The organism is Flaviflexus salsibiostraticola, assembly GCF_003952265.1.
Taxonomy (GTDB): Bacteria; Actinomycetota; Actinomycetes; order Actinomycetales; family Actinomycetaceae; genus Flaviflexus; species Flaviflexus salsibiostraticola.
In genome coordinates this window covers 1885892-1911661 of the sequence record NZ_CP034438.1, presented here as the reverse complement: position 1 = coordinate 1911661, position 25770 = coordinate 1885892, and the positions used below count along the sequence as shown (strand labels likewise).

Below are 25770 nucleotides of genomic sequence, written 5' to 3'. Positions count from 1 at the left end.
GTCTGAAAACAGATGAAAAGTTGATTCACAGCGGCCATGGGAGGCTAAGATGTTCACGAATGCACAGCGTCGGAAGAAGACCAACCAGTACGGCGATCGACGAGCCATCCTCGTCGATCTCGAGAACATCATTGGAGGAGCGGCCATGACCGTCGACGAGGCCGCGTGGGGCCGGGCGATCCTCGAGCTCGTCCTCGCCATCCGCCCCAATGAGCATGTCATCATCGGAGCCTGCGAGAAGGGCCACCTCAACACGAAGCTCGCCTGGGCGGGCGCCCGGGTGGTCGGCACCGGCACAGGCCCGGACGCTGCGGATGAGGCACTCATTGAGGTCCTGGAGGACGAGGAGCTCGGTGAGCGCTTCACCGAGATCGTCCTCGTCACCGGCGATCACGGCTTCGCCGAGACGGTCCGCAGCCTTGTCGGCGGGGGCACGCCCGTGACAGTGGCCTCCTGGCGGGGCGGCCTCTCACCACTCCTCGTGGCCGCGGCCTCCGGAGTCATCATCCTCGACGAACTTCTCTCCACCTACGTGAAGGCGGCGTAATGTCTGACCAGCTCCTCTCCCCCACCAACATCGCCGAGCTCGCGTCGGTCAGCCGACCGGTCGTCAGCAACTGGCGCAGGCGCTATGACGACTTCCCGGAGCCTGTCGGGGGCACCGACTCCCGTCCACTCTTCTCCCGGGACGAGATCATCTCCTGGCTGACCGCGCGTGACTACACGGTCACGACCGACACCGTCACGGAGATCTGGGCATCCCTCAATGTTCTGCGGGGGGTGATGGAGGTGGACGAGGCGGAGATCCTCATCCTGCTCCTGTTCGGAATCCGCCAGTACCTGCCCGACGAGTTCGATGAGATCGCGAGCGCACCGGTGGACGGGCGACTGCCGCTCCTTGCGGCGGCGGAGGCCGAGCTCCGCGGCCTCTATCCCATCGATGAGAGGAATCGAGCCGCACTGCGGCTCGATCTCGCCGACCTTCTTGAGGACGTCAGCCCCGCAGCCATCACCCCGCTCCTCACGGCGATCGGCTCGGCGGCCGTCGGACGGATCGCCGAGTATGCAGATGAGATCATCGGGCGATTCTCCCGGTCGGACCGGTTCGGCAATGTCCACGGGAGCGTCGAGGCCGGCTCATCCGCCCTCCTCGCGGCGCTGGTCCGGGATGTTGAGGGAACGGTCTACGATCCCGCGAGCGGCATCGCCGACGCCCTACTCCAGGTTTCAGCCCATCACCGCGCCACCTCCCTTGTCGGTTCGGAGATCAGCCCGCGAGCGCTCACCATCGCGTGCCTGCGGACGATGCTGAGCGGCGTCAACGTCTCGTTCACGCTGGGCGATGTGCTCGCGGAGGATCCTGTGCCGGGACTCAAGGCGGATGCGATCATTGCGGAGCCGCCGCTGGCCCTGCGGATCGACCCGACGGAGATGCTGGCCGACCCGCGGTACTCCCATGGGATCTCCTCCTCTTTGGGCAGCGAGCTGCTGTGGATCCAGCACGCCCTCGCCCACCTTGCTCCCGAGGGCCGGGCGTACATCCTCACCTCGCACACCGTGCTGCGGCGGGGGCGCAACGAGCAGGACATTCGCGCGAGCCTGCTGACAGCCGGCTGCGTCGAGGCCATCGTCAGCCTGCCGAGCCGCACGCTCACCTACACGGCGACGGCACCGGCCCTCTGGGTGCTTCGGAACCCGGGCCCGGCCGATCCCGTCCTCCTCATCGACGCCCGGGAGGTGACGGATCCTCAGAACGTTATTCCCTCGTGGCTCGGCGGAGACCGGATCGACGCACCTCATGCCCGCGTCGACATCACCGCCCTCCTCGCAGCCGGATCCGATCTCACTCCCGCGCCGTGGACCGGCGTGCGGGACGTCGACCCCGCGGCGATCAGGGCGGCGGCCATCGACTCCACCGCCGCACTGTCCGCGATTATCGGGGAGATGGCGGCGTCGCCACTGACTCCCCTGGGCCTCGATGGGCTCCCCGAGCCCCAGATCACGACCGTGGGGAAGCTGTTGGAGATGAAGGTGGTGGAACGGGTGCCCAGCCGCATGGGGCAGGCCCCGGAAAAGGATGACCCCTGCGTCATCCACGCCAAGCATCTGCGAGACCAGTCGCTCCCGCCCCAGTGCGAGAACCCCACCCTCAACTCCCCCGAGGAGACCGAGCCCGGCGACGTGCTTCTGTCAACGATCCACGGCACGCATGCAATGGTCGACTGGGACGGCGACCATCGTGTGAGCCTCAGCGTCGAACACCTGCGTGTGACAGACCGGTCCGCGCTCGCACCGGACTACCTCGCCCTCGCGCTGACGGGAGCCTGGAACGAGCGCTTCCGAGTCGACTCCACACTCAGCCGAATCCGCCTTCAGGACATGGAGATCCCCCTCATTCCGCTCGCGGATCAGGAGAGGGTGGCGGCGCTCCTCACCCGCATCCGCGACATTCAGGCCCAGGCCAGTCGGCTCATTCGCCTCGGAGATAATGCCCGCGCGGGTATCCTCGACGCAGTCCGCCATCACGTCTCACTCTGAGTCCCACGCCGCCCCGCGATAGATATAAGTCCGCCATCTGCGGAGCACGGATGGCGGTATGGCGGTGCACACCACTCGCTCATTAGCGATTAGGGTGCTTGACCTGTAAAATGGTTGACGCTAGCTCATAGCACCTGGAGATGTCGCATAGTCAGGTCGAGTGCGCCTCCCTGCTAAGGAGGTAGGGGTGCATAGCCCCTCGAGGGTTCAAATCCCTCCATCTCCGCGAAGAGCCCTCTAATCGTTGAAATACCAGCGATTGGAGGGTTTTTCTTTTGTCAAAAACACCCCCGCGTGTATCATTGTGTGTATCATTATTTCTATGGCAAAACCTAAGCAGCGCCAAGATGGCGAAGGCTCTGTGTTCCAGACAAAAAACAACGGCCAGCTCGTGTGGTGCGCCTCATCGACCTACTGGCACGAGGGCAAGCGCAGGTTTGTTCGAGGTTTCGGCGCAACTCCTCAGCAAGCGATAGCCAACCGCAGCAAAAACCTGTCCCAGAGGGTGTCTAAACGGCCCGTAGAACGCCGCACAGGCACAAGCGCTACCACCCTACTGAACCTATGGTTGAGCGCGTTAGACGGCACTGTAGGGCCTGAGACGCTACGCAAATACCGCAGAGATCTCGAGATCCACATTCTTCCCCATCTCAAAGGCGAGACCATCGAGACGCTGACCGAAGAGCGCTGCCACAAGCTCTTTTACAGCGACCTAAACACCATCGGCACCAGCGCGCGCAAGCACGCTTACAGGACTTTCAGGGGAATGCTGAATTTTGCAGTCAAGCGCCGCCTCATTGAAGCAAGCCCCCTCCATTTTGTTCCAGAGCCACAGCACACCAGCGTGGTGGAGCAGAGCGACACGAAGTGGATCAACAAGAGGATCAGCATCGCCAAGGGCCTGCTTAGGTGGATCGGGCAGCCAGAGAACCCATATCACGACGTTTATCCGCTGTTCCTAATGCTTTTCTTAGGCCTCAGACGCGCCGAAATCCTAGGCCTCGAATGGTCGTGCGCTAACCAGCTGACCCGCAAAGGGCACGCGAGCATTGTCATTAAACAGCAACTCTCCCGCCACGAAAAGCACAGCGGCCAAACCGGCTATTACATCAAGCCCACGACCAAAAGCAAAAAGGCCCGCAGTATCCGCCTACCCGAACGGTGGCGGTTAGCCCTCATTGAAGAAAAGAAGAAACAACGCCGCAGCACCGCTATATCCAGCGATCTTATTTTCGTCCGACCCAACGGCAGCCCCTGGACCTACAAAACCTTTTATGACACCTACTACGAAGTCCTCACGGCCTACATCAACCACAAGAGAGACCACCCCAAGCCCTTAGACGAAAGCGAAACAATTCGACCCCACGCTATCCGGCACCTGTGTGCTTCCATCCTCTTCGATGAAGGCGTCAGCCTCGAAGTTGTCCAAGAAATCCTCGGCCACTCAGATCGAGCGATGACACTCCACTACACCCACTTAACCCGCAACAGCAAGACCAAGGCAGCGGCCTCCCTGGAGAAAGCCCTACTCACATAGCCAGCAGATCAGTGGCCCCCGAGACACCCAAGCGCACACGAGCACTGTGATCCAAGTCGTATTCATCACTAACGTCCTCCATCACCCCGTTGTGATCGAGCCTTTCAACTGTGTGAAAGCGCTTAACGAAAGCGTCCCAGTCCTCCGGATGTTCGCGCTGAACATCTTTATACTGCTGCTCCAGACGGCGATTAGACACCACCCACACCTCACTGTAAGCAGCCCACCTATTTTCATAACGCGCAGGCAGTTCAAAAGGCTGACCCGCCAGGACATTTAACATCAGCGAAAAGTCCAATTGAGACCTGAACTCATCAATAATCAGCACGCCCTCGCCGTTGTAGCTATCAAAAGGATGAGTGTAATCCGTGATCCTAAAAGCATTAGCGCCATAGCGAGAAAGCAGCCCACGAGTTTTACCCGAACGCGACGGCCCGCTCAAATTGTCGGCGGCAGTTGAATTTGGTGCATTTCCGGCGATCGAAAACTGAGCGGTTTTAGTTTACAGTTCCTTGTTCTTGTCGGTGTCTGATCCGGTAGGAGGTTCCTTTCGTGGTCAGGACTTGGGCGTGGTGGACGAGCCGGTCGATGATGGCTGTCGCAATCGTCTCGTCGTGGAAGATCGTGGACCAGGACCCGAAAGCGAGGTTTGAGGTGATCAGGATGGATGATTGCTCGTATCGGTCCGAGATGAGCTGGAAGAACAGGTTCGCGGCTTCTGGCTCGATGGGGAGGTAGCCGAGCTCGTCGATGATGATGAGCTTGTAGCGGCGAATACGCCGCAGCTCTTTCGTCAGGTCTCCCTTGTTGTGAGCGGCAGTGAGCGACTGGATCCAGCCGGCTGCGGTGTCGAACAGGACCGGGATTCCGGCCCTGGTCGCGGCAATGCCGAGCCCGATCGATATGTGAGTCTTCCCGGTGCCTGGTGGGCCGAGAAGGATCATGTTCTCCGCGTTGTGGATCCAGGTCGAGCGTGATGCTGCTTGAACGTCTGAGCGCAGGTGGGGCTGGTGATCGAAGGTGAAGTCCTCAATCGTCTTCATGGACGGGAAGTGTGCTCGTTTCCGTCGTATCTCGGCCCCAGATGCTTCCCGGGCGGTGACCTCGGCTTCCAAAACCGCGGCTAAGTACTCCTCGAACGTCCAGCCCTGTGCCCGCCCAGTGTCAGCCAGGCGAGCGAAAGAAGCTTGAATACGTGGTGCTTTCAACGCACTCGTGTAGTACGTGACGTCTTTGATCGCCTCCATTTAGGCCACCTCGATGTCAAAGATCTGGTCATATACTGCCAGGTCCCCGCCCTGGACCGTCACTCCGTAGCCGGGCAGGCCCTGGCGCTGCTGAAAGGTCGCACGCAGCTTCCGAGCGGTCTCCACGTGGTCAGGGTCGGTCACCTGACCGCCGCTGCCCCAAAGACGCTCATGAGTCGTGATGACCTTCCCGCCCGTACTGACTTGGACCGTCGACAGGTCCATGGTGACGTCGATGCGGTGCCCGATCCACCTGGGGTCAACACTGTAGGCGTTCGCGCCGATCTCGATGTAGTAGTCACGTCCCAACCGCGTCTGCACAGTCCACCTCGCTGCGGGATCAACCGGCGGCAACGCACCCATATGCTCGAGCTCGACGGTCAGGCCCTGGCCCCGAGTTTGGTCTTTCCCTCGTGGTTTCTTCCCTCGGATCACCTCGAGCCAGCCGGCGAGTTGAGCATTGAAATCCTTGGGACTGGCGAACGTCCGCCCGGGCAGGAACGAGGTTTCCAGGTAGGAGTTGAACCGTTCGACCACGCCCTTGGTCTCCGGGTCATAGGGTTTGGCTTGGACGAGCTTCACTCCGAGGGTTCCACAGAACTCCGCGACTTCCTGCCCGAGCTTGCCGTATCGTCCGATTCCGGCCTCGTTGTCCCACAATAGGCGTCGAGGAACCCTGCCAAAGGTGCTGATCCCGTCCCACATGCCCAACAGCAGGTCCGGGCGTTGCCGGCTCGGGATCATCAAGGCAACGGGATACTTTGACCAGGCCAGGATCATCGTCAGCACAGGGAAGCGTGCCGTCTTGCCGTTCCCGATCGGGATATCAACATTGGGGAACCACAGGTCACACTGAGCCACATCCCCGATCTCCCACTCCAACCGGTCCGCAGGATCGAGACGTCGTGGCGCATACTCAGGACGGATCCGTGCCACATTCTGCCGCAAGGCCCTCTCCGAGTAAGGCCAGCCCACCCGCTCGCCGATCACCGAGGCCGGCATCGTCGGACACTCCTCCAGCAGCCACCGTATCCGGGCCTCATACTCCCCAAACTTCGTCGGTGTCCTCGTGCGGACATAACGCGGCGGCTGATCAGACTTCACCGCCCGATCCACCGTATTGCGTGAGATACCCAGCTCAGCAGCAATACGAGCCTTCGGTACACCCTCGCGGGCAAGCACCCGGATCTTTTCCCAATCGTGCATTGAAATCACACTCCACATCGTTAATCGAAGTGCTCACTTTTCAAATGCCGAAACTGCTCACTTTTCAACTGCCGCCGACACTCAAATAATGAACCAGCGGATCACGCTCACGAGTGCTCCACACAGCCCTATCCCTTTCACGCTCCAGACGGTCTAAATAACGGGCATAACGGACAGCCCCAGGCTCCGTCAGTATCAGCTCTGAAGCCTTCCGCCCCATCAGCAGGATCTCGCTCTCCAGCCGCACAAGATCACTTCTTTTACCCTGATCATCGGCCAAATCAATCTCGCCATTACTGATTTTCACACCCATCGAGGTATCTGATTGAACCGTCTTCGGTTTCTTGCCGGTGTTATACGGGTGCCAGCTCCGTGTGGGCGGGCGTTTCTAGGTTAGCGTAGTAGAGGTATTCATATTCATCGGGTGTGAGGTCGTCGATGCGTGAGTGCAGGCGCGTGGTGTTGTACCAATCAATCCACTGCGCCGTGACCCACTCAACGTCCTCGAGCTGTTTGAGCGGGCCGCTGCGGAACGGTGAATCATCTCGGATCGCCTCGGTTTTGTACAGACCGATTGTGGACTCAGCGAGCGAATTGTCGTAGGCATCGCCGATCGATCCGATCGAGGCAGCGATGCCTTCCATGGCCAACGTCTCGGCGAAGCTCACGGATGTAAATTGAGCTCCGGCATCGCTGTGGTGTATTAAACCTGCGTTTGCAGGGTGTCCGGCCTGGTCACGGCGCCACAATCCCATCCGTAGCGCGTTGGTCACCAGGGGTGTGGTCATTGACGCCGAGGCATGCCAGCCCACGATCGCGCGGGAGAAGCAATCAATGACAAAGGCGACGTAGACGAAGCCGGCCCAGGTGCGCACGTAGGTGAAATCAGCAACCCACCGCTCATTCGGTATGGGCGCGGTGAAGTCACGTTCGACCAGGTCAGGGGCTCGGGCGGCACTCCGGTCGGGGATCGTGGTGCGTACTCCTTGGCCGCGGACCCGGCCATTCATCTCGAGATCACGCATCAGCCGGTCAACCCGCCGGGCTGAGACAACCAGTCCGTGGCGGCGTAGGTAGGCCACCATTTTCCGTCTGCCATACATCCCTTCCGGTGTGCCGACCGTGGCCAGGAGGGCGTCGATGATGATTGCATCATCAAGGTCGCGGTGGCTGGGGGTGGCGGTTTTCCAGGACCGGTAGGTCCGTGCGCTGACCTGTAGGCCCTGGCCCGTGAGGACGTCGCAGATTTGGGTGACTCGGTGGCCCTTGCTGCGTTGGTTGTCGATGAAAGCGATGGTCATCGGGATCGGGGGCCGAGTTCCCCCGCGAAGAAAACCGCTGCGTCGCGCAAAATACTGTTAGCTTCTTCCAGCTCCCGGATCTCTTTACGCAAGCGTTTATTCTCCTCAAGGACATCTGAGGATGTGCCGTCTCGTTGTCCGCCATCGATCTGGGCTTGGCGTACCCACCGGCGTAGAGATTCTTTACCGATCCCGAGCTGCCCGCCGATCTTCACACAGGCCTCGGTCAGATTCGCGTATTCGTCTAGGTGGTTCAAGACCAAGCGGATCGCGCGTTGTTTTGTTTCTTCAGGAATGCGTCTGGGCATAAATCCATTCTCTCTCAGACTCACAAAACAACGGCAACAAACCGAAGACGGTTCAGATTTGCTCACATAGTCATAAGCCTGTTTCTTAGTCCCCATTCGGGTCTCAAAGTGCCCACGCGGAAATTTCTTCTGGAGCGTCGAGAAATTGATCGGGTTCTCGTTCTCGATGTAGATCTGCCAGTGCTCGTAAGCGTTTTCACCCTTACCCTGTTCTAACTGACCGACATACACGTAGTTTTTCAGCTCGTTCTCGACATAATCCTGATCGTAAGTGTCAGCCGGTAAAGTCAGTATCCAGCTCCTTGACCTGTTCGTTGTGCTCATTGTTCTAACTCCTCATTTGGCCCTCAATCTCTCGATTTTTTGGCTTTCTCTTGATTTCACTTCTGTGTTCAAAAACATTAGGTTCTACCGTGGTTATTCAGGGATCACCCCAAAAACAGACACAGCCAGACACATCCACTTCTGTGTTCAAAAACATTAGGTTTTATCAGGGTTTTTCAGTGGTTTTATACCCAGACACAAAAGTTAATTGAGGTAATACTTACTCAATTAACAGGCGGCTATCGCCGCCCTGCGGGGCTCGCTGACAAACAAACGGGTCATCCCGCGCCGCGCTTCCATCCCTTCCTATCGTCGGGATGTCCGCGTCGGCTTGTTTTCCCCGAAGCTCATCAGCGGCCCCGCATCCACACGCCTTCTTAATTGAATATTCGTGGTTGTGGGAGCCACTCGTGGTGCCTTCCAGAGCCAGTCCACGTCTAGGCCGATGGTGTCGGTGAGAGCCGTTTATGGCGTGTTGGAGAGCCGCCCTGGTTAGGCTCCTTCCGTCGCGTGGATCGGTCGCGCGACGAAAGGAGCATGTACCCATGGTACGAAAGATTAAGTCGAAGCTGATTTTAGAGCTTCGTTCCCAGGGACAATCAGGCCGCGCGATCGCGGCCGCCCACGGGATGTCACGTAATAGCATCGCCCAAGTATTTGAAGCCGCCGACCGCGAAGGCCTGTCGTATGACGACATAGCCGAGGTACCCGAAGCGGAGGTTTATGCGCGGCTGTTTCCCGGACGTGGAGAACACACCAGCGTCTATGTCCAACCGGATTGGACCCGCGTGCACCGCGAACTTGCCAGGGTCGGGGTGACATTGAAACTGTTGCACAGCGAGTATGTCGACCTCGTGAAAGACGAGGGCGGTCTGGCGATGAGTTATGACAGGTTCTGCCGACGATATCAACATCATGTCCACCTCACCGGGGTCGCCTCACGGGTAGGGCATAAGGCCGGACAAGCAGTGGAAGTGGACTGGGCTGGCCCCACCATGACATTGACAAATCCCGTCACTGGCGCGGAGCAGAAGGTCTATCTGTTTATCGCTTGCCTGCCGTTCTCACGGTACGCGTTTGTCGAACCCTGCGCAGATATGACACAGACTTCCTGGTTGAACGCTCATGTAGCGATGTTCGATTACTTCGGCGGCAGCGTCCCGCGGATCGTCTGTGACAACCTGAAAACCGGTGTCATCACCAGGCCCCGGGAGGGCGAGATCGTCTTGAATGATTCCTACCGTGAGCTCGCCGGCCACTACTTGGCAGCCGTGCTCCCCGCCCGGGTGGGAAAACCGAAAGACAAAGCGAGCGTGGAGAACACGGTCTGGCACGTGGCCACGAGAATCAACGCCAAGCTCAGAGAGCATTCCTTCGCTTCTCTTGCGCAGCTGCGCCAAGCAATCCGCGCTGAGCTCGAAACTTATAATGCTGAACCGTTTCAGAAGCGTGCAGGCTCTCGCGCGAGTGTCTTCCGCACCGAGGAGGAGCCCCTGCTGCGGCCTTTGCCAGCAGTGGCTTATGAGATTGCTACCTGGGTCTATGGCCGTAAAGTCGCCAAGAACTCTCATGTGGTGTGGCAGAAGAACTCCTACTCCGTGCCGTACCCCAATATCGGTAAAACGGTTGACCTGCGGATCACACCGACGATGGTGGAGATCTACGACGGTCATGATCGGCTCACCAGTCACGTCCGCGTCCCCACCGGGACCAGCGGGGTATACCGCACGCATGACGGTGACCTGCCCGGCGGGAAGGGCTATCAGCCCTGGGACGAGCACCGCGTCCGTGACTGGGCCACCAGGATCGGAGCCAACACGCTCACGGTCGTTGATCGGATCTTTGCTGCTGTCCCAGTCACCGAGCAGGGCCTGGACCCCGCGCTGGCAGTCCTGCGCCTATCGAGGCGATTTACTGCCGGTCGGGTCGAGGCCGCCTGCAAGATTGCCTTGGAGGCCAATATTCGCTCCCCACGCTATAGCCACGTGCGCCCGATCCTCGATACCGGACAAGACAAAACCGGAACTGCCGCCCCTTCTTCTCAAAGTGAGGGTGGGGGCTATGTTCGCGGGGCGGCCTACTATGGCGGAGGCCGATCTAAATGACGATGCTCGATACTGAAACGAAGAACAAAATGCGCGACATGGGAGCCGAACCTCTGCTCGATGCCCTGAGCGCTCTTGACGACGGGCTCACGCTGGGGCTGTCGTTTGAGGAGAAGCTCAAGCTTGCTGTTGATGACGCCCACGCCGTGTTCACTCACGCGAAGATCCAAGGCCTCAAGCGCCGCTCAGGAGTGCGCTACCCCGACGCGGACCTGCGTAGGGTCGATATGCTCACCGAACGCGGACTGGACCAGGCCATGCTGGCTCAGCTGGGAACTTGCCGGTTCATCGAGTTGCACCACAACATCGTCTTCCAAGGCTTCACCGGATCGGGCAAGTCTTATCTTGGCTCCGCCCTTGCCAACCAAGCCTGCCAACACCGGATCCGCGCCAACTATGTACGGATGCCGGACCTGGAAGAGCTCATCAGCGTCGCAGCCGATAAGCCCCACGGGAAGACACAGCTGCTCAAGAAGCTGAGTAACTTCACTCTGCTTGTGATCGATGAATGGCTCCTCGACCCACCTGATGAAGCGCTTCAGAGCTTCCTCCTGGAGCTGCTCGAGCGTCGCTATGACGCAGCCTCAACAGTGTTCTGCACGCAGTATCCGAAAAAGGACTGGCACACCCGCCTCGGCGGCAGCGTCCATGCTGATGCGATCATGGATCGCATCGTTCACAACACGACGTGGATCGAGACCGGGACCTTCAACATGAGAGAACACCAAGCACAAATAATGCTCTAAACATGCGCGTGAGAGCCGGTGGCTCCCAACAACGCCAGTCACTGGCTCTCACGCGCGCCATAGCCGGCTCCCCGACACACGAACAGGTGGCTCTAAACAGGCCGGATACTCAAATTGTGGTTAAGGTAATCCTCGATTGCCCAGGCATCTGATGTCCTCACCAGCAAACGCCCTTTATCGTCCTTCACCGTTTTCATCCCAAAGCGCCGTATCAGTCGCCTGATAGTTTGAGTTGTCGTCCCTGGAGGGCACCCGTGTAGCGCTTCTTCAGTCGTGATCCAGCGATCCCAGCCCAAAAGGCCGAGATAATCACCCCAAGGATTTAGGCGCATTGCTCAGCACCGCCTCGATAAAGCGCTCGGCATCTTCTTTCCGCACACGCCACGCCTGCTGTAGCACAAAGACCGGCACGTCATAAGCGCGCAGCAATCTCCTTACAGTCGGCAACGACACCCCAAGCCTGGCAGCAATCTCACCAGTTCTCATTAGCTCTTTCATTTCAGCTCCTTCCCCCCTAAAAATTCTTCCCAATCCCGATTAAGCGACGACCCGGGCGTTTTTCCCCGTGAAAAAGAAAAACCTTCTTCATCAGTAGCAGCAGCAGGTTCAGCGTCAGACGGCTCAGGCGCTTTCCCGCATATCTGGTCAGGCCAAGTAGGCCCCAAATGCTCAACTTCGACCCGTTCCCTTATAACCACTTCTTCGCCCGTAAAGAGCGCCGCTAAGCGCTGTAAAAATAGCTCAAAGCGAGTGGCCCGGTAGTCATAGACTTCTTTCATCTCGCACACCCCCAAGGGGCGGGAGTGGTAGTTCCCCGCCCCATCTCAGTCAGTCCTTCTTCACAAAGGGGTTAGCAGCGTTCAGCGGCTCCAGGCGTTCAGCAATAATCGACACCCCGAGACGGCCATTGTTTGCCACATAATGAGTGGTCCAAACACGACCAGCAGCCACCATCGGCACACCAGCAGACACATCACACGGCTCGATCACCGCAAGCGTCAGATTTTGCTCTTCTTTCGAGGGCTTACCGCTGTCATCGAGCGTTAGACCCTTCAACGACGTTCTAAAGACCGGGCGACCATCAGGAGCAGTTTTCACCTCAGTTTTTTCAGTAGCACGATCAGTAAAAGTTTTGGTTTCAAATTCGCCAGCAGCAACAGGCAGCAAAGACACAAAAGCCACACCAGGCAAACCATTAGTTTCAATTCTCATTTTTTCTATCCTTCGATCTCTCACCCCCTGACCTCCAAGGGATTACTTCTAATATCAGAAAGACCAAAACGACCAAGCCGAGCAGCAAAAACCAAAAACATTAGGCTCTACCAGGGTTATTCGGGGATCACCCAAAACCGACAAAAAGAACGCGCCAAAAGTGTGATCAACATCACATAAAGAGTGCAAAGAGAAGCCCCCGCTGAGAGAGAAGCAGCAGGGGCCGAGGAGGTTCTATGACTATTTTACCAAAACGCCGTGTATCATTATATGTATCATTATTGCTTTCGCTGAGTAGCGAAACCGCGAGATAGCAACGTTTTAAGCCTTATAACCCAAATCCCTCCATCTCCGCTCGCGAATGTCGGGACCTCGTTGAGGTCCCGACATTTTTATCCTCGGCCCATCGCCACTGAAGTGCGCATCCCCTCCCCACTGTCCGCGGCGCCCTCCCCGCCTGTGGCATCACCTGGCGTGTCACGGCCACTTTCGGGAACATTGATGCGATTCACAACACCGGCATGATCCTCCCCGAAGACAGGAATGGACTAAAGGCCTACGCGGGAGCAGAATGTTGTCGCACGCACGCCCCGCGGGCTGACTGTCGCTGCGAGTTCCGCCCACGCTGACAGGCCTACTCTCCCCCATTCGCCGAAAGGGATTCCATGCTCTGGAAGCTGGTCCGCCACTACGCCGCGCCATACCGGACGTGGGTGCTCGCGGTCGTCATCCTGCAGACAGCCACAACCCTGGCCACCCTGTATCTACCGAGCCTCAACGCCGACATCATCGACAACGGCGTCGCCGTGGGGGATGTCGACCATATCTGGCGGGTGGGCGGCATCATGCTCATCGTTGCCCTCGTCCAGCTCGTCACCGCCGTCGCCGCCGTCTGGTTCGGAGCAAAGGTCGCCATGTCGGTCGGCCGGGACATGCGCAGGGCCGTGTACTCGAAGGTTGACTCATTCTCCTCTGAAGAGGTGGGCAGATTCGGTGCCCCCACACTCATCACCCGCAGCACGAACGACGTGCAGCAGGTCCAGATGACAGTCCTCATGACCCTCAACTTCATGGTCATGGTCCCCATCATGTCCATCGGAGGGATCATCATGGCGGTGCGGGAGGACCCGGGCCTGTCCTGGCTCGTGTGGACATCAGTGCCTGTCCTCCTCACGATCCTCCTCATCCTCGTCCGCATGCTCATGCCGCTGTTCCAGCGCATGCAGGACGCGATCGACGCGATCAACGGGATCATGCGGGAGCAGATCATGGGCATCCGCGTCGTCCGCGCCTACCGCCGGGAGCGGCACGAGACGGCGCGGTTCGCGGATGCGAATGCGGCGCTCACGGACATCTCAGTCCGCATCGGCCGCCTCTTCGTCCTCATGGGTCCGATCGTCACTCTCATCCTCCACCTGGCGACCGCCGCGGTCCTGTGGTTCGGCGGGCACCGAGTCGATCAGGGCCTCGTCGATGTCGGCGCGCTCACCGCCTTCATGCAGTACCTCCTCCAGATCCTCGTCGCGGTCATGATGGGCTCCTTCATGTTCATGATCTTCCCGCGCGCGATCGTCTGCGCGGCCCGCATCGGCGAGGTTCTCGACACTGAATCCTCCGTCCGCGAGCCTGCCTCCCCGCGGCAGCCGGAGTCCCACGCCGGGTCCGTTGAGTTCCGGGACGTCACCTTCGCCTACCCGGGGGCCGAGGCGCCTGTGCTCGCCGATATCTCCTTCACCGCCGAGCCGGGGAAGACCACCGCGATCATCGGGTCGACGGGGTCCGGCAAGTCCACCCTCATCAACCTCATCCCCCGCCTCTACGACGCGACCGAGGGCACGGTCCTCATTGATGGCGTACCGGTCGACGAGCTGGGGCGGGAGCATCTGAGCGGAGCAGTGGGAATCGTTCCACAGCGCCCCTACCTCTTCTCCGGGAGCATCGCCGACAATCTCCGCTTCGGCGCACCGAACGCGACCGAGGATGACATGTGGGCTGCCCTCGACACCGCTCAGGCGAGCGACTTCGTGCGGGTCCGCAGCACGGGATCGGGAGACAGTGCCGCGAAAGGCCTGGAGTCCGCAGTCTCGCAGGGTGGCACGAACGTGTCGGGCGGCCAGCGGCAGCGCCTCTGCATCGCCCGCGCCCTCGTCGCCCGCCCCCGCATCTATCTCTTCGACGACTCGTTCTCGGCTCTCGATGTCACGACCGACATGAAGCTGCGAGCCGCCCTCACCGACTACACGGAGGGGGCCACCGTCATCATCGTCGCCCAGCGGGTCACGACGATCACCGACGCCGACCAGATCCTCGTCCTCGAGGAGGGCCGGATCGTCTCCCGCGGAACCCATGAGGAGCTCCTCGCGTCCTCACCCACCTACCAGGAGATCGTCGCATCCCAGATCAGCCGGGAGGAGATCGCATGAGCACCGATAAGGGCGACCTGACCGAGGAGGAGATCGAGGAGTTCCAGGACTCGGTCGACATGGGTATGTGGGGCGACAGCGCCCCACCCCGACGAGCCCAGGCGTTCTGGCCGTCGGCGATGCGGCTGCTGCGCCAGCTCGCGACCGAGAAGACTGCACTCGTCGTCGTCTTCATCATGGTCGTCATCGCCGTCGTTCTCTCCGTGTGGGCGCCGCGGATCCTCGGCGAGGCCATGGATGTCATCTTCAGCGGAGCGATCTCGGCTCAGATGCCGGAGGGCGCAACTCGCGAGCAGGTCATCGAGGGCCTCGTCGCCGCCGGGCAAACCCAATTCGCCGACATGCTGTCGGGCATGGACTTCACACCCGGCGAGGGCATCGACTTCGGTCGACTGAGCGTGCTCATCGGCATCGTCCTCGCCATGTACGCCGTCGCCCAGGTCTTCATGTGGCTGCAGGGCAGGCTCCTCAACGATGTCGTCATGCGGGTGATCTACCGCCTGCGCGATGACATCGAGAAGAAGATCAACCGGCTGCCGCTGTCCTACGTCGACTCGAACTCCCGCGGCGACATCCTCTCCCGCACGACGAACGACGTCGACAATGTCCAGGCCGCGCTCCAGCAGGCCTTCACCTCGGTCGTCTACTCCGTGCTCACCATCATTGGCATCATCATCATGATGTTCTCGCTGTCCTGGCAGCTCGCCCTCATCGCCCTCATCGCCCTGCCGCTTTCGGGCATCGTCGTCGGCATCATCGGCACAAAGTCCCAGCGGCTGTTCACCCACCAGTGGCGGAACACAGGCCGGCTCAACGGCCACATCGAGGAGGCCTTCACGGGCCACGAGCTCGTCACGGCCTTCGGGCGCCAGCAGGAGATGGGAGAGCGCTTCGACACGCGGAATGAGGAGCTGTACGCCGCCTCATTCAAGGCCCAGTTCTACTCGGGGATGATCATGCCGATCATGCAGTGGGTGAGCTACCTCGGCTACGTCGGCATCGCCGTCATCGGGGGCCTGCGGGTTGCCAACGGGCAGATGACGCTCGGTGCCGTCACCGCCTTCATCCAGTACTCCCGCGAGTTCAACCAGCCGCTCGGACAGGTCGCCGGCATGGCGAACATGCTCATCTCCGGCGTTGCCTCAGCCGAGCGGGTCTTCGAGCTGCTCGACGCGGAGGAGCAGACGCCCGACCTCGCCGAGCTCGCCGCCCGCGGCGAGGCGGCGGAGCCCGCCGCACTCTCGGAGCCGGTCCGGGGACAGATCGAGTTCGACCACGTCGCATTCTCCTACGTGCCCGAGGAACCCCTCATCACCGATCTCTCGCTGCGGGCCGAGCCCGGTCAGGTTGTCGCCATCGTCGGCCCGACCGGGGCCGGCAAGACAACGCTCGTCAACCTCATCATGCGGTTCTACGAGATCCAGGGCGGGCAGATCCGCCTTGATGGGGTCGATACGTCCCGCCTCGAGCGGGGCGAGCTGCGGTCCCGGATCGGCATGGTGCTGCAGGATGCGGTGCTCTTCAGCGGCACGATCATGGAGAACATCCGGTACGGCCGCCTCGATGCGACCGACGAGGAGGTGATCACGGCCGCGAAGGCGACCTACGTCGACCGCTTCGTCCACACGCTGCCCGATGGCTACCAGACGCTCATCGAGAACGGCGGCGAGAACATCTCCGCCGGCGAGCGGCAGCTCATCACGATCGCCCGCGCCTTCATCGCCGACCCGGCCCTCCTCATCCTCGATGAGGCGACCTCCTCGGTCGACACACGCACGGAGCTGCTCGTCCAGCAGGGCATGGCCGCGCTGCGCTCGGACCGGACATCCTTCGTCATCGCCCACCGGCTCTCGACGATCCGGCAGGCCGATCTCATCCTCGTCATGGAGCATGGCGCGATCGTCGAGCAGGGCACCCATCGCGAGCTGCTCGCCCGCGAGGGCGCCTACCACCGCCTCTACATGTCCCAGTTCAGCGAAGGGTCGGACCCCGACGCCGAGATCGCCCCGCCCGCCCGGAAGGCGTAGGGCGGCCGACTATTCGACGCGCTCCATGAAGGGGATACCGGCCTCGCGGTAGGGTTCCACGATCCGTTGGTAGGCGTGCTCGCCGAGCCCATCACGGAGAACGATGGCGATGGCGAGTGCGAGCGGTCCCTGCGCGGAGGAGGAGTTGGCGAGGAAGTACAGTGCGCGGCACGCCATTCCGTACTCGCCGCCGTAGACGGTTCCGTCGAAGACGGACTCAATGAACGCATCTCCGTTCTCCTCCTCCATGGCGTAGTCGCGAAGCGCCGATCGACCGAGTCGCTCCACCCCGTGGTAGGAGGCTTTGCCCTGATCGTCGAGGAAGAGGTACTGGTCGACGAGATCCTCGATCGCCTTGCCGCGCGGGCCGAAGACCAGCCAATCGGGAAGCTCTTCGACGACGCGGAGGATCGTCTCTCCGACGATGAGGCAGCGGAACATGAGGGAAGGCCATTCCGGATAGTCCTTGGCACCGGGCAGATCGGCGTGGATGATGCGGCCACCAGGACGCTCGGCGAAGAGGGCGAATCGTTCACGGGCGAGAACCCGCACGTCCACCAAGTCACCGGCGGCGAGCGGCTGGACCTGCTGACCCCGCTCGGGGATCGCGGCGTAGATGCTTGTGCCATTCAAGTTGTTCGACATGATGTGCCCCTCGTGCTTTGGTACAGAAGCCTAGCCGCATCTTCCCTCGGCGGCTCCTAGGAAAACACGCGGCCGGTTTCCCGCCGCCGCGGGTGCTCCCCGCTGGGCGCACGGATCACTGCTCGTTCCGAAGGGTCACAGGAGGGCTTCAGCAGGATTTATCGCAGGAGTACAGTGGAGCGCACAGCCCTCGCAGCTGGTCAGAGAGCACGCACTGAATCGAGGTGCCATGGTCGCGCACCGACTGAGCATCCGGGCTGTCGACCTCGTCGACATCCTCGTCTACGTCGTCGTCCTCGGACTGTTCGTCCAGCTGCTCCCCCAGGTCATCTCCGAGTCCTTCTCACTGACTCTCCTGACGGCGCTTCTCATGAAAGTCGCCCTCGAGATCATCATGTCAGCGAAGAAGCGGGCGGTCGCTCGACTGACGGGCGCACATACCCTCGCAGCCCGAGCGGTCGCGGGCGTCGCGATCCTCCTCCTGCTGCCGGGGAGCAAATTTGTCATCCTCTGGGCAACTGAGGCGGCTTTCGCCGGCTCGGTCTCGCTCGGAGGCTTCTACGCCGTCACGGTCCTCATCGCCAAGCTGACGCTCGCGCGCTTCGCCGTGCGCCTGATCATCCGAGAACCTCAAGAATCGGTCGCTGCGGCCGCCTAGGAATTCTGCCCGTCGCCGACGGATTCTGTCACAGACTTATCGGGCCCCTCAGCTGGAAGGCAACCGTCCGGACCGCAGACGTCACCCTCGGCATCGACGGTGATGATCTGCGTGAAGTCGAAGTCGGTCACAGTGCGACCGCCTGCCTGATCGCCTCACGGAAGCGCTCGGGAGCCACGGCACCGGGGATGGCGAGCCTCTTGTTGAGGAGGATGTAGGGGACGCCGGAGACTGCGAGCTTGTGGGCGATCTGCTGGTCGCCGCGCACGATGTTGAGGAGCTCCCGGTCCTGGAGCGCAGCCGTGGCCCCTTCGCGGTCGAGGCCGCTGCGCTCGGCGAAGTCGATGAGCTCCTCATCGTTGAAGGGGTTGATCTCCCCCGAGAAGTAGGCGGTCTGGATCTCGCGGAAGAATCTCTCCCCCACCTCGAGGCCCTGCTGGTTGGCGTACTGGGCGATGAGATGCACGGGGATCGTCGTCCCCATGAGGCGATCCGTCTCGTAGGTGAGACCTTCACCCTCCGCCATCTGCTTGAGCTGGCCCTCCATCCGCTCGACGTCTTCGCGGGGCATGCCCTTGTTCGCGACGAGCCGGTCGACGCTGCCGACGGGCTCGCGAATGCCCGGGTCGAGCTCGAAGGAGCGGATGTGGATCTCAGCCGTCACGCCCTCCGCCTCGAGCGCGCTCTGGAGGCGCGCCTCACCGATGTAGCAGAAAGGACAGACCAGGTCGGTCCACAGATCGATTGTGAGGTTCGTGCTCATAGCCGCCCATCTCGTAGTTGAATATGCAACATGGTAATGGACGGTCATTGGGTGACCGAGCCATTGTGACCGACAGCGGAAAGCGGGCCGCGCCTGGGTCCCGTATCCGCTGTGGCACACTCAGAATATGACTTCTACACCCCGGCCGGAGCTCATGCCCGTTCTTCTCGGCACCGACGTCGGCACCTATTCGTGCGCCCGAATGTTCCATGAGGCGTTCGGGTGCAGGTCAGTCACCGTTTCCGGCCTGTCAAGAGGGTCGATCTCCTACTCGTCGATCATCGACAACGTCTACGTCGGCCGCGGCGGCACGCTCGACGACGAGCTCATGATCAAGACGCTCATCGACATCGCCGACACGGATCGCACCCCCATCCTCATGCCGTTCATGGACCGCGACGTCGACCTCGTCGTCCGCCACCGCAGCGAGCTCGAGGCGGCCGGCTACATCATTCCCCTCGCGTCGAACGACGTCGTCGAGCGGGCCACCGACAAAGGCGTCCTCAACGAGGTCTGTTCATCTCTCGGACTGCCCACGGTCACGACGGTCGAGGCCAACCTCAGCGAGGACCGGGCGGTCTGGTCGGCCGGCCTCGCGGAGATCACGTTTCCGGCTGTCATCAAGCCGAAGGAGGGCGGCACCGCCTTCGGCCGTCTCCAGTTCACCGGCCAGCGCAAGGTCTACACGGCAGAGACCGTCGAAGAGGCACTGTCGATCCTCACGATGATCGAGGGAGCGGGCTTCACGGGCACCATGCTCGTCCAGGACATGGTCGTCGGCGACGATACGTACTCGTGGATCGCCTCCGGATACGTCGATTCACGCGGCACCGTGACCGGCATCTCCATGGGCCGCCAGATCCTCGGCCTCCACCAGTCCTCCTTCATCGGCAACGCCGGCATCATCCACGTCATCGACAACCCGGAGCTCCGCAGCATCGCCGAGAACGTCATCGCCGCTCTGGACCTGCGGGGCTTCTTCGCGATCGATATCAAGATCGACTCCCGCACCGGCGAGCCCTACGTGCTCGACGTCAACCCCCGCTGGGGTCGAGGCTCCTACTACGCGGCAGTGGGCGGAGTGAATCTCACGCGCGCGATGGTCGCCGACTTCATCGATGGCATCGCCCTCACCCCGCGGGTGGGTGACCGCGAGGGGATCTACGCCTTCGTTCCGCCCCTCACGATCCTGCGCTGGGTCCGCGACAGGAAGCTGCGCCGCCACCTCATGTCGCTCATGCTGCGCCGCCCTCCCGTTCACCCGCTCTCCTACTGGAAAGATCCGAACGTCAAGCGGTTCGCCTACCGCTATGCCGCGGACTTCAATCAGCTGCGCAGCCTCATCTCCTCGTACCCGAGCCCCTCCGATACTGCGTTCTGATCGCATTCTGGGCACAATAGGCGTATGCGATTCACCCGCCTGTCCCAGTCCGCATACGCCCGCTTCGTTGAGGAGCAGGAGCGTGTGCTCTTCCCCCAGCTGCCGCTCTATGCGGAGCAGCGCCGCGGCGAGGGTACCGAGGTCCACGAAGTTGGGGTTGTCGACACGGTCGACGGGCAGGAGCGAGTCGTCGCCGCAGCCCTCGTGCGCCATCAGCCCTGGAAGAGGGCTTTCACGCGGGCGAATATTGCCTACGGCCCGGTCATGGACTATTCCGACCGTCGGCTCGTCACGTTCTTCTTCGAGAGCCTCATCACCCACCTCAAGAAGGACCGGCGGATGCTGGCGCTGCGCTTCAATCCGCTCCTTGCGGAGCGGTTCTATGACGACATCACTCCAACCGGGCCGAATCCCGTCGCGAGCACGTTCAAGGCGGCGATGGCGGAGCTCGGGATCACGAACCTTCAGAAGGAGTTCTACGAGTCGGCCGACATTCAGGCCCGCTTCTTCTACACGAAGGACATCGCCGGCATGTCGTTCAAGGACCTGACGAAGTCCGTCGATCAGGTCGTCCGCACCGGCTTCAACCGGGCGGGGACCCCGGGTGTCGAGGTCAGGTTCCTCGAGGCCGACGAGTTCCACATCCTTGAGGACATCCTCTCCCACACCGCCGACCGGTCGCAGATGCAGGAGATCTCCACAGGCGCCATGTCGTTCTACCAGGGGATGAAGCGAGTCAGCCCCGACAAGGTGTTCGCACCGGTCGCGGTCCTCAACTGCGACGACTACCTCGCCGGTATCGCCACCGAGACCGCCGAGCTCACCGCCAAGGTCGCCGCTGTTGACGAGCACGAGCAGGCTCTCGAGGCGGAGGGGAAGAACCTCGCGAAGAAGCAGCGCACCGCCCGCAACGAGGCGAAATCGCGACGTGAGGTGCTCGAGCGCCGCGCCGAGGAGACCCGCTCTCACCGAGCGACGGCTGGCAACGAGATCGTGCTCGCCGGATCTCTCTTCATCGCCTGCCCGAACGAGCTCGTCTATCTCCTCTCCGGCTCCTACCGGGAGTACCAGTCGTACTACGGCATCTACCTCGTCCACCGCGCCATGTTGGAATGGGCGGTCGAGCACGGAATCGACCGCTACAACACCTTCGGCATCACGGGCGACTTCACCGAGGATGCCTCCGACGCTGGTGTCCTCCACTTCAAGCGACAGTTCAAGGGCGATGTCGAGGAGCTCGTCGGCACGTGGGAGGCCCCGATCCGGCCCCTGCTGGCCAAGGCACTCGGCGCGATCGGCTGATCCGCTCCGGGCCGCGTCGGGCTCGAACGGACACCGACTCCGACGCGGCCTAAGAAATCGTGACCGCTTTCATCTATCCGCGATTCGCATAGTCTGCAGAAAGCGCGTTATGATGAATGACGTCCCAGTGACTGGCGCCCGTAGCTCAACGGATAGAGCATCTGACTACGGATCAGAAGGTTGGGGGTTCGAATCCCTCCGGGCGCGCCAGGTGACTATCACCAGCGAGATCCCCTCAGGCATTGCCTGAGGGGATCTTCCGTTCCCGGCTCAATCGGCATCGCAGGAGCCGCCGATTCAATGCCAGTTTTGTTCCTCACCAGCTGACATACTCGGAGTGTCAAAGGCGACTGGCGGACATCCACCGCAAGAGAGGGCACTCATGGAGAACAAAAACGGCCTTGCGGAGCCGGGCTGGTATCCCGGACCGGACGGAGTTCAGCGTTATTGGGATGGAACGACATGGCTGTCGATCCCGGCGCCGGAGTCGGGCCGACAGGGCAACTCTCGCCGCGTCCGAGCATGGCTGGTGGCAGGCATCGCATCAGCCGTCATTGTGGGCCTCATTATTGTGGGCCTCATGTTCAAGGCCGATCGAGACCGTGCTCTGGCAGAGGAGTCTGCCCGCGCAGAGGAGGCCGCCAGCATCGCGGCCGCAGAGGAGGCCGCCAGCATCGAGGCGGCCGAGGAGGCTGAGCGCGTCCGAGAAGAAGAGGAGCGCGCGGAGCGCCGGCAGGAACAGGAACGGGACGCACGACGAGACAGTGTTGATGAGATCGAGGCCAGCATAGTGACAATGGCCGAAGAGCACGCCGCGAGCGGACTGATCGACGGGCCGATCCTGGAAGCGATCTGCTCGCCGGTCGCCGGAGGCTCACTCGACGATCTTGCAGAACAGACAACCGTCTTCGACTGCTTTGTCATCACGACGGAGCCCGACGAAAACGGTTCACAATCCGGCTACAACTACAACGCGACGATGAACTGGACCACCAGCCAGTACACCTACGGCTTCGGGTCGCCCTAAAGATCACCCTTGTTGCCGGCCGAGTCGTCCATGGCGAGGCGGATGTTCGAGAGCACCTCCCGAACATCCGCCTCTTTACCGTTTCCCGACGATCATTTGAGGAAACTCGCTCCCGTTAGTCAGCGATCGCGAGTGCAGACGCTCCCGCTGCCCACGGCGCTGACCTAGTTGCATAAAATAGAGCCAAGGGCGAGCCCTACACCCCTGCCTCGCCATTTGAGCCTCGCTCGGCGGGCTCATTTCACGGCGCGATCCCCGCCACAGCCCGGCAATGTGGGCGCATAATCGTCGCATATACCTTGAAAACATGAATGAACATTCGTCTCATGGATCACAATTTACGAAAACTGAGCGAGCTCGGCCTTCGCCACAAAGCCTGTTATCCCAGGGATATCCCAGAATCGAACCCCAGTTTCGTTACAAAATCGTTACTTGATGTGAGGTCCCGATGCTGGGACTCTGGTTAAGGTCTGTGAGGTATGTGATTTTTGTGCCCCAGTTCACGAACGAGTAAGAAGAATATGAACCGTACGAGTGGAGATAGTAGATGAAGGGCCTTCGGTGCGAAAGCGTCTACAAGGTATTCGGAAAGGACGCGGCCAAAGCGACGAAGATGCTTCAGAAGGGCGCGAGCCTCGATGAGATTCCAGAGGACGTGACCGTCGCGGTCAACGATGTGAGCTTCGAGGTGGCACCGGGCGAGATCTTTGTCGTGATGGGACTGTCGGGCTCCGGCAAGTCCACGCTCCTGCGGACACTCAATGCTCTGGGACCGGCGACGGGCGGGAAAATCTTTATCGGAGATGACGAGATCACCGCGATGTCGAAGTCGGCTGTGCGTAAGCTGCGCGCCGATTCGATGTCGATGGTGTTCCAGCACTTCGCACTGCTGCCGCACCGGACTGTCATCGACAACGCCGCGTACCCCCTTGAAATTGCGGGCGTGAAGAAGGAAGAGCGTCTCGAGAGGGCGGCTGAGTCCCTCGAGACGACGGGCCTGCGGGGCTGGGAGAACAACTACCCGTCCGAACTGTCCGGCGGTATGCGGCAGCGCGTCGGTCTGGCGCGCGCACTGACGGCGGATGCGCCGATCCTCCTCATGGACGAGGCGTTCTCAGCGCTCGACCCGCTGATCAGGCGGGACATGCAGGAGCTGCTCCTCGAGATCCAGGAGGTCAAGCGCCGCACCATCATCTTCATCACCCACGACCTCAACGAGGCGATGTTCGTCGGCAACCGCATCGCCGTCATGCGGAACGGTTCGATCGACCAGATCGGCACGGCCGAGGAGATCCTCACGAACCCGTCGAACGACTACATCGAACGATTCGTCCAGGACGTCGACCGGTCCCGCGTCATCACCGCCTCCTCGATCATGGTCAAGCCGCTCACCCGTCTGTACCGCGGCGACGGTCCCAACGTCATCCTCAAGAAGCTCGCGGAGATCGATTCGCCGGGCGGCTGGGTGACCGAGGGCGGATCGCGGCACCTCGTCGGCTCCGTCTATGTCGATGAGATCGTCTCAGCCCTGCGCAGGAACCCGCGCCTCAACTCAATCGAGGACCTCATTCACCCCATGCACCCCGGTGTCGGCCCCGACACCCCGCTCAACCAGGTGGTGGCCCCCGCCGCCGGCGACCGACTCACGGTCCCTGTCGTCTCTGACGACAATCGACTGCTCGGCGTTATCCCCAACGTCACGCTGCTGCGTGCGCTCGGCCAGGATGACGTCGTCATGCCTGTCGACCTCAGCGCCGCCTCTGCGGCGAGCGCCCCCTCAGCTGTTGATTCAGAGCCCACTGCCGATGCGGAGGAGAAGAACTGATGTCCAACGAACTCCTCTTTGAGATCCCCCTCGGATCCTGGGCCCGGTCCGCCGTCGACTGGCTGACCGCGAATCTCAAGGGCCTCTTCGACTGGCTCTCCGACGATCTGCTCCTGCCGATGTACAGGTTCCTCGCGAACCTCCTCACCACCCCCGACTTCCTCTCGATCGGCGTCATCCTCGTCATCATCCTCGCCCTGTGGAAGGGCTGGCAGGCAGGGGCCGCGACCGCGGGCGCCGTCGCACTCGGATACCTTCTCAACGAATTCGTCACCGGCGGCGGCCTCGCCCTCCCGTGGTGGGTCGTGGCAATCGTCTTCGCAGCCATTGCTGTCGGCGCCTACTTCTGGACGAACCTTCGGGTCGCCCTCGCGGTCATCTTCACGCTCGCGCTCGCCTTCGCGATCGACCAGTGGTTCCTCGTCAACGGGGTGGCGGAGGACGGCGCCATGATCCACGGCGTGGATAACCTGCCAGAGTGGACGATCGGAGCGCTCCTCGTACTCGTCGCGTTCGCGACGAAGGGCTGGCGTCTCGCGCTGGGCTCGCTCATCGGCTTCGCCGTCATCTATGGCGTCGACCAGTGGACGAATGCGATGTCAACCTTCGCCCTCGTCCTCGTCGCGTCCATCATCGCCATCATCCTCGGCATCCCGATCGGCATCCTCGCGGCCAAGAACCGTGCCGTCTCGACCGCCGTTCGACCGATCCTCGACTTCCTGCAGACGATGCCCGCCTTCGTCTACCTCATCCCGTTCGTCGTGCTCTTCGGCATCGGCGTCGTCCCCGGCATCGTCGCCACGATCCTCTTCTCGATCGCACCCGCCGTCCGCTTCACCGAGCTCGGCATCAAGCAGGTCGACAAGGAGGTTGTCGAGGCGGCGCACGCCTTCGGCGCGCACCCCGGTCGCATTCTCGGACAGATCGAGCTGCCGCTGGCACGCGCAACGATCATGGGCGGTGTCAACCAGGTCATCATGCTCGCGCTCTCGATGGTCGTCATCGCCGGCATGGTCGGCGCCGGTGGCCTCGGACAGGACGTCTACACGTCGGTGACGCAGGTCAACATCTCCCTCGGCGCCGAGTCCGGTATCGCCGTCGTCATCCTCGCCATGTACCTCGACCGGGTGACGGCCGCGTTCGGCACATCCAAGCACGAACAGCTCGCGAACTAGGACCCACACAACCAGAACAC

General features: G+C 61.4%; 23 protein-coding genes, 2 tRNA genes and 1 pseudogene. 15 read left to right on the top strand and 11 right to left on the bottom strand.

Going from position 1 to position 25770, the window contains the following annotated elements; genetic code table 11:
• Nucleotides 1-49: 49 nt before the first annotated feature.
• The 4 genes from EJO69_RS08830 (at nt 50) to EJO69_RS08815 (ending at nt 4075) form a co-directional block, all read left to right on the top strand.
• Nucleotides 50-547 carry an NYN domain-containing protein gene (locus EJO69_RS08830; RefSeq protein ID WP_126041095.1) on the top strand — a complete coding sequence of 166 codons (498 nt, stop codon included), beginning with the start codon at nt 50-52 and terminating at the stop codon, nt 545-547.
• A complete protein-coding gene (locus EJO69_RS08825; protein WP_126041093.1) occupies nt 547-2538 on the top strand; it encodes an N-6 DNA methylase in 1992 nt (663 codons plus the stop codon). Before EJO69_RS08830 ends, EJO69_RS08825 begins: the two co-directional genes overlap by 1 nt.
• Before the next feature lie 136 nt (nt 2539-2674).
• Nucleotides 2675-2764 (top strand) — tRNA-Ser (locus EJO69_RS08820).
• Between the two features lie 96 nt (nt 2765-2860).
• On the top strand, nt 2861-4075 hold the full coding sequence (locus EJO69_RS08815; protein WP_126041091.1) for a tyrosine-type recombinase/integrase: 1215 nt from the start codon (nt 2861-2863) through the stop codon (nt 4073-4075).
• On the opposite strand, the gene EJO69_RS08810 is transcribed toward EJO69_RS08815, so the two are convergent.
• The 6 genes and pseudogenes from EJO69_RS08810 to EJO69_RS08785 form a co-directional block, all read right to left on the bottom strand.
• Nucleotides 4068-4403: a hypothetical protein gene (locus EJO69_RS08810; protein WP_126041089.1), complete on the bottom strand. Its 336-nt coding sequence runs from the start codon at nt 4401-4403 to the stop codon at nt 4068-4070. The genes EJO69_RS08815 and EJO69_RS08810 overlap by 8 nt on opposite strands.
• A gap of 169 nt (nt 4404-4572) precedes the next feature.
• Nucleotides 4573-5322, bottom strand: coding sequence for an IS21-like element helper ATPase IstB (gene istB / locus EJO69_RS08805; RefSeq protein ID WP_126038216.1), 750 nt, complete (start codon nt 5320-5322; stop codon nt 4573-4575).
• Nucleotides 5323-6528: an IS21 family transposase gene (gene istA / locus EJO69_RS08800; protein WP_126038218.1), complete on the bottom strand. Its 1206-nt coding sequence runs from the start codon at nt 6526-6528 to the stop codon at nt 5323-5325.
• Between the two features lie 64 nt (nt 6529-6592).
• The gene (locus EJO69_RS08795) at nt 6593-6835 is read right to left on the bottom strand and encodes a hypothetical protein (protein ID WP_126041087.1); all 243 of its coding nucleotides are present in this window, start codon (nt 6833-6835) and stop codon (nt 6593-6595) included.
• A gap of 46 nt (nt 6836-6881) precedes the next feature.
• A protein-coding gene (locus tag EJO69_RS08790) for an IS3 family transposase (RefSeq protein WP_126042483.1) occupies nt 6882-8137 on the bottom strand; the annotation gives its coding sequence in 2 pieces (ribosomal slippage) (nt 6882-7867 and nt 7867-8137; 1257 coding nt in all).
• A gap of 69 nt (nt 8138-8206) precedes the next feature.
• Nucleotides 8207-8461, bottom strand: a pseudogene (locus EJO69_RS08785) (hypothetical protein); the annotation flags it as partial.
• Between the two features lie 545 nt (nt 8462-9006).
• Here EJO69_RS08785 and istA (EJO69_RS08780) point away from each other — a divergent pair.
• Nucleotides 9007-10566 (top strand): IS21 family transposase, encoded by a 1560-nt coding sequence (gene istA, locus EJO69_RS08780; protein ID WP_126038612.1) that lies wholly within the window; start codon nt 9007-9009, stop codon nt 10564-10566.
• Nucleotides 10563-11312, top strand: a complete 750-nt coding sequence (locus tag EJO69_RS08775; RefSeq protein ID WP_126038609.1) for an ATP-binding protein — start codon at nt 10563-10565, stop codon at nt 11310-11312. The genes istA (EJO69_RS08780) and EJO69_RS08775 overlap by 4 nt, the downstream gene beginning before the upstream one ends.
• A gap of 309 nt (nt 11313-11621) precedes the next feature.
• Here EJO69_RS08775 and EJO69_RS08770 read toward each other — a convergent pair whose 3' ends face one another.
• From EJO69_RS08770 to EJO69_RS08760, 3 genes are read right to left on the bottom strand one after another with little or no spacing between them, the layout of a single operon-like run.
• Nucleotides 11622-11810 carry a helix-turn-helix domain-containing protein gene (locus EJO69_RS08770; RefSeq protein WP_126041086.1) on the bottom strand — a complete coding sequence of 63 codons (189 nt, stop codon included), beginning with the start codon at nt 11808-11810 and terminating at the stop codon, nt 11622-11624.
• Nucleotides 11807-12091 carry a hypothetical protein gene (locus tag EJO69_RS08765; protein WP_126041084.1) on the bottom strand — a complete coding sequence of 95 codons (285 nt, stop codon included), beginning with the start codon at nt 12089-12091 and terminating at the stop codon, nt 11807-11809. Before EJO69_RS08765 ends, EJO69_RS08770 begins: the two co-directional genes overlap by 4 nt.
• Nucleotides 12092-12140: 49 nt before the next feature.
• Nucleotides 12141-12524, bottom strand: a complete 384-nt coding sequence (locus EJO69_RS08760; RefSeq protein ID WP_126041082.1) for a hypothetical protein — start codon at nt 12522-12524, stop codon at nt 12141-12143.
• A 665-nt stretch (nt 12525-13189) separates the two neighbouring features.
• On the opposite strand from EJO69_RS08760, the gene EJO69_RS08755 reads away from it, so the two are divergent.
• Both EJO69_RS08755 and EJO69_RS08750 read left to right on the top strand, forming a co-directional pair.
• Nucleotides 13190-14947, top strand: a complete 1758-nt coding sequence (locus EJO69_RS08755; RefSeq protein ID WP_126041080.1) for an ABC transporter ATP-binding protein — start codon at nt 13190-13192, stop codon at nt 14945-14947.
• Nucleotides 14944-16974, top strand: coding sequence for an ABC transporter ATP-binding protein (locus tag EJO69_RS08750; protein WP_164519921.1), 2031 nt, complete (start codon nt 14944-14946; stop codon nt 16972-16974). Before EJO69_RS08755 ends, EJO69_RS08750 begins: the two co-directional genes overlap by 4 nt.
• Nucleotides 16975-16983: 9 nt before the next feature.
• On the opposite strand, the gene EJO69_RS08745 is transcribed toward EJO69_RS08750, so the two are convergent.
• Nucleotides 16984-17619, bottom strand: a complete 636-nt coding sequence (locus tag EJO69_RS08745; protein WP_126041078.1) for a hypothetical protein — start codon at nt 17617-17619, stop codon at nt 16984-16986.
• Nucleotides 17620-17848: 229 nt separating this feature from the next.
• Here EJO69_RS08745 and EJO69_RS08740 point away from each other — a divergent pair, with 229 nt between their 5' ends.
• Nucleotides 17849-18277 (top strand): hypothetical protein, encoded by a 429-nt coding sequence (locus EJO69_RS08740; RefSeq protein WP_126041076.1) that lies wholly within the window; start codon nt 17849-17851, stop codon nt 18275-18277.
• Nucleotides 18278-18404: 127 nt separating this feature from the next.
• On the opposite strand, the gene EJO69_RS08735 is transcribed toward EJO69_RS08740, so the two are convergent.
• Entirely contained in the window at nt 18405-19040 is a 636-nt protein-coding gene (locus EJO69_RS08735) for a DsbA family oxidoreductase (protein ID WP_164519920.1), read from the bottom strand.
• Nucleotides 19041-19167: 127 nt separating this feature from the next.
• Here EJO69_RS08735 and EJO69_RS08730 point away from each other — a divergent pair, with 127 nt between their 5' ends.
• The 6 genes from EJO69_RS08730 (at nt 19168) to EJO69_RS12605 (ending at nt 25750) form a co-directional block, all read left to right on the top strand.
• Entirely contained in the window at nt 19168-20421 is a 1254-nt protein-coding gene (locus EJO69_RS08730; protein WP_126041072.1) for a carboxylate--amine ligase, read from the top strand.
• A gap of 24 nt (nt 20422-20445) precedes the next feature.
• Nucleotides 20446-21723 (top strand): peptidoglycan bridge formation glycyltransferase FemA/FemB family protein, encoded by a 1278-nt coding sequence (locus EJO69_RS08725; protein ID WP_126041070.1) that lies wholly within the window; start codon nt 20446-20448, stop codon nt 21721-21723.
• A 134-nt stretch (nt 21724-21857) separates the two neighbouring features.
• Nucleotides 21858-21933 (top strand) — tRNA-Arg (locus EJO69_RS08720).
• 172 nt (nt 21934-22105) lie between these two features.
• Nucleotides 22106-22750: a DUF2510 domain-containing protein gene (locus EJO69_RS08715; protein ID WP_126041068.1), complete on the top strand. Its 645-nt coding sequence runs from the start codon at nt 22106-22108 to the stop codon at nt 22748-22750.
• A 547-nt stretch (nt 22751-23297) separates the two neighbouring features.
• The gene (locus tag EJO69_RS08710) at nt 23298-24575 is read left to right on the top strand and encodes a quaternary amine ABC transporter ATP-binding protein (RefSeq protein WP_126041066.1); all 1278 of its coding nucleotides are present in this window, start codon (nt 23298-23300) and stop codon (nt 24573-24575) included.
• The gene (locus tag EJO69_RS12605) at nt 24575-25750 is read left to right on the top strand and encodes an ABC transporter permease (RefSeq protein ID WP_126041064.1); all 1176 of its coding nucleotides are present in this window, start codon (nt 24575-24577) and stop codon (nt 25748-25750) included. Before EJO69_RS08710 ends, EJO69_RS12605 begins: the two co-directional genes overlap by 1 nt.
• The last annotated feature ends 20 nt before the right edge of the window (nt 25751-25770 follow it).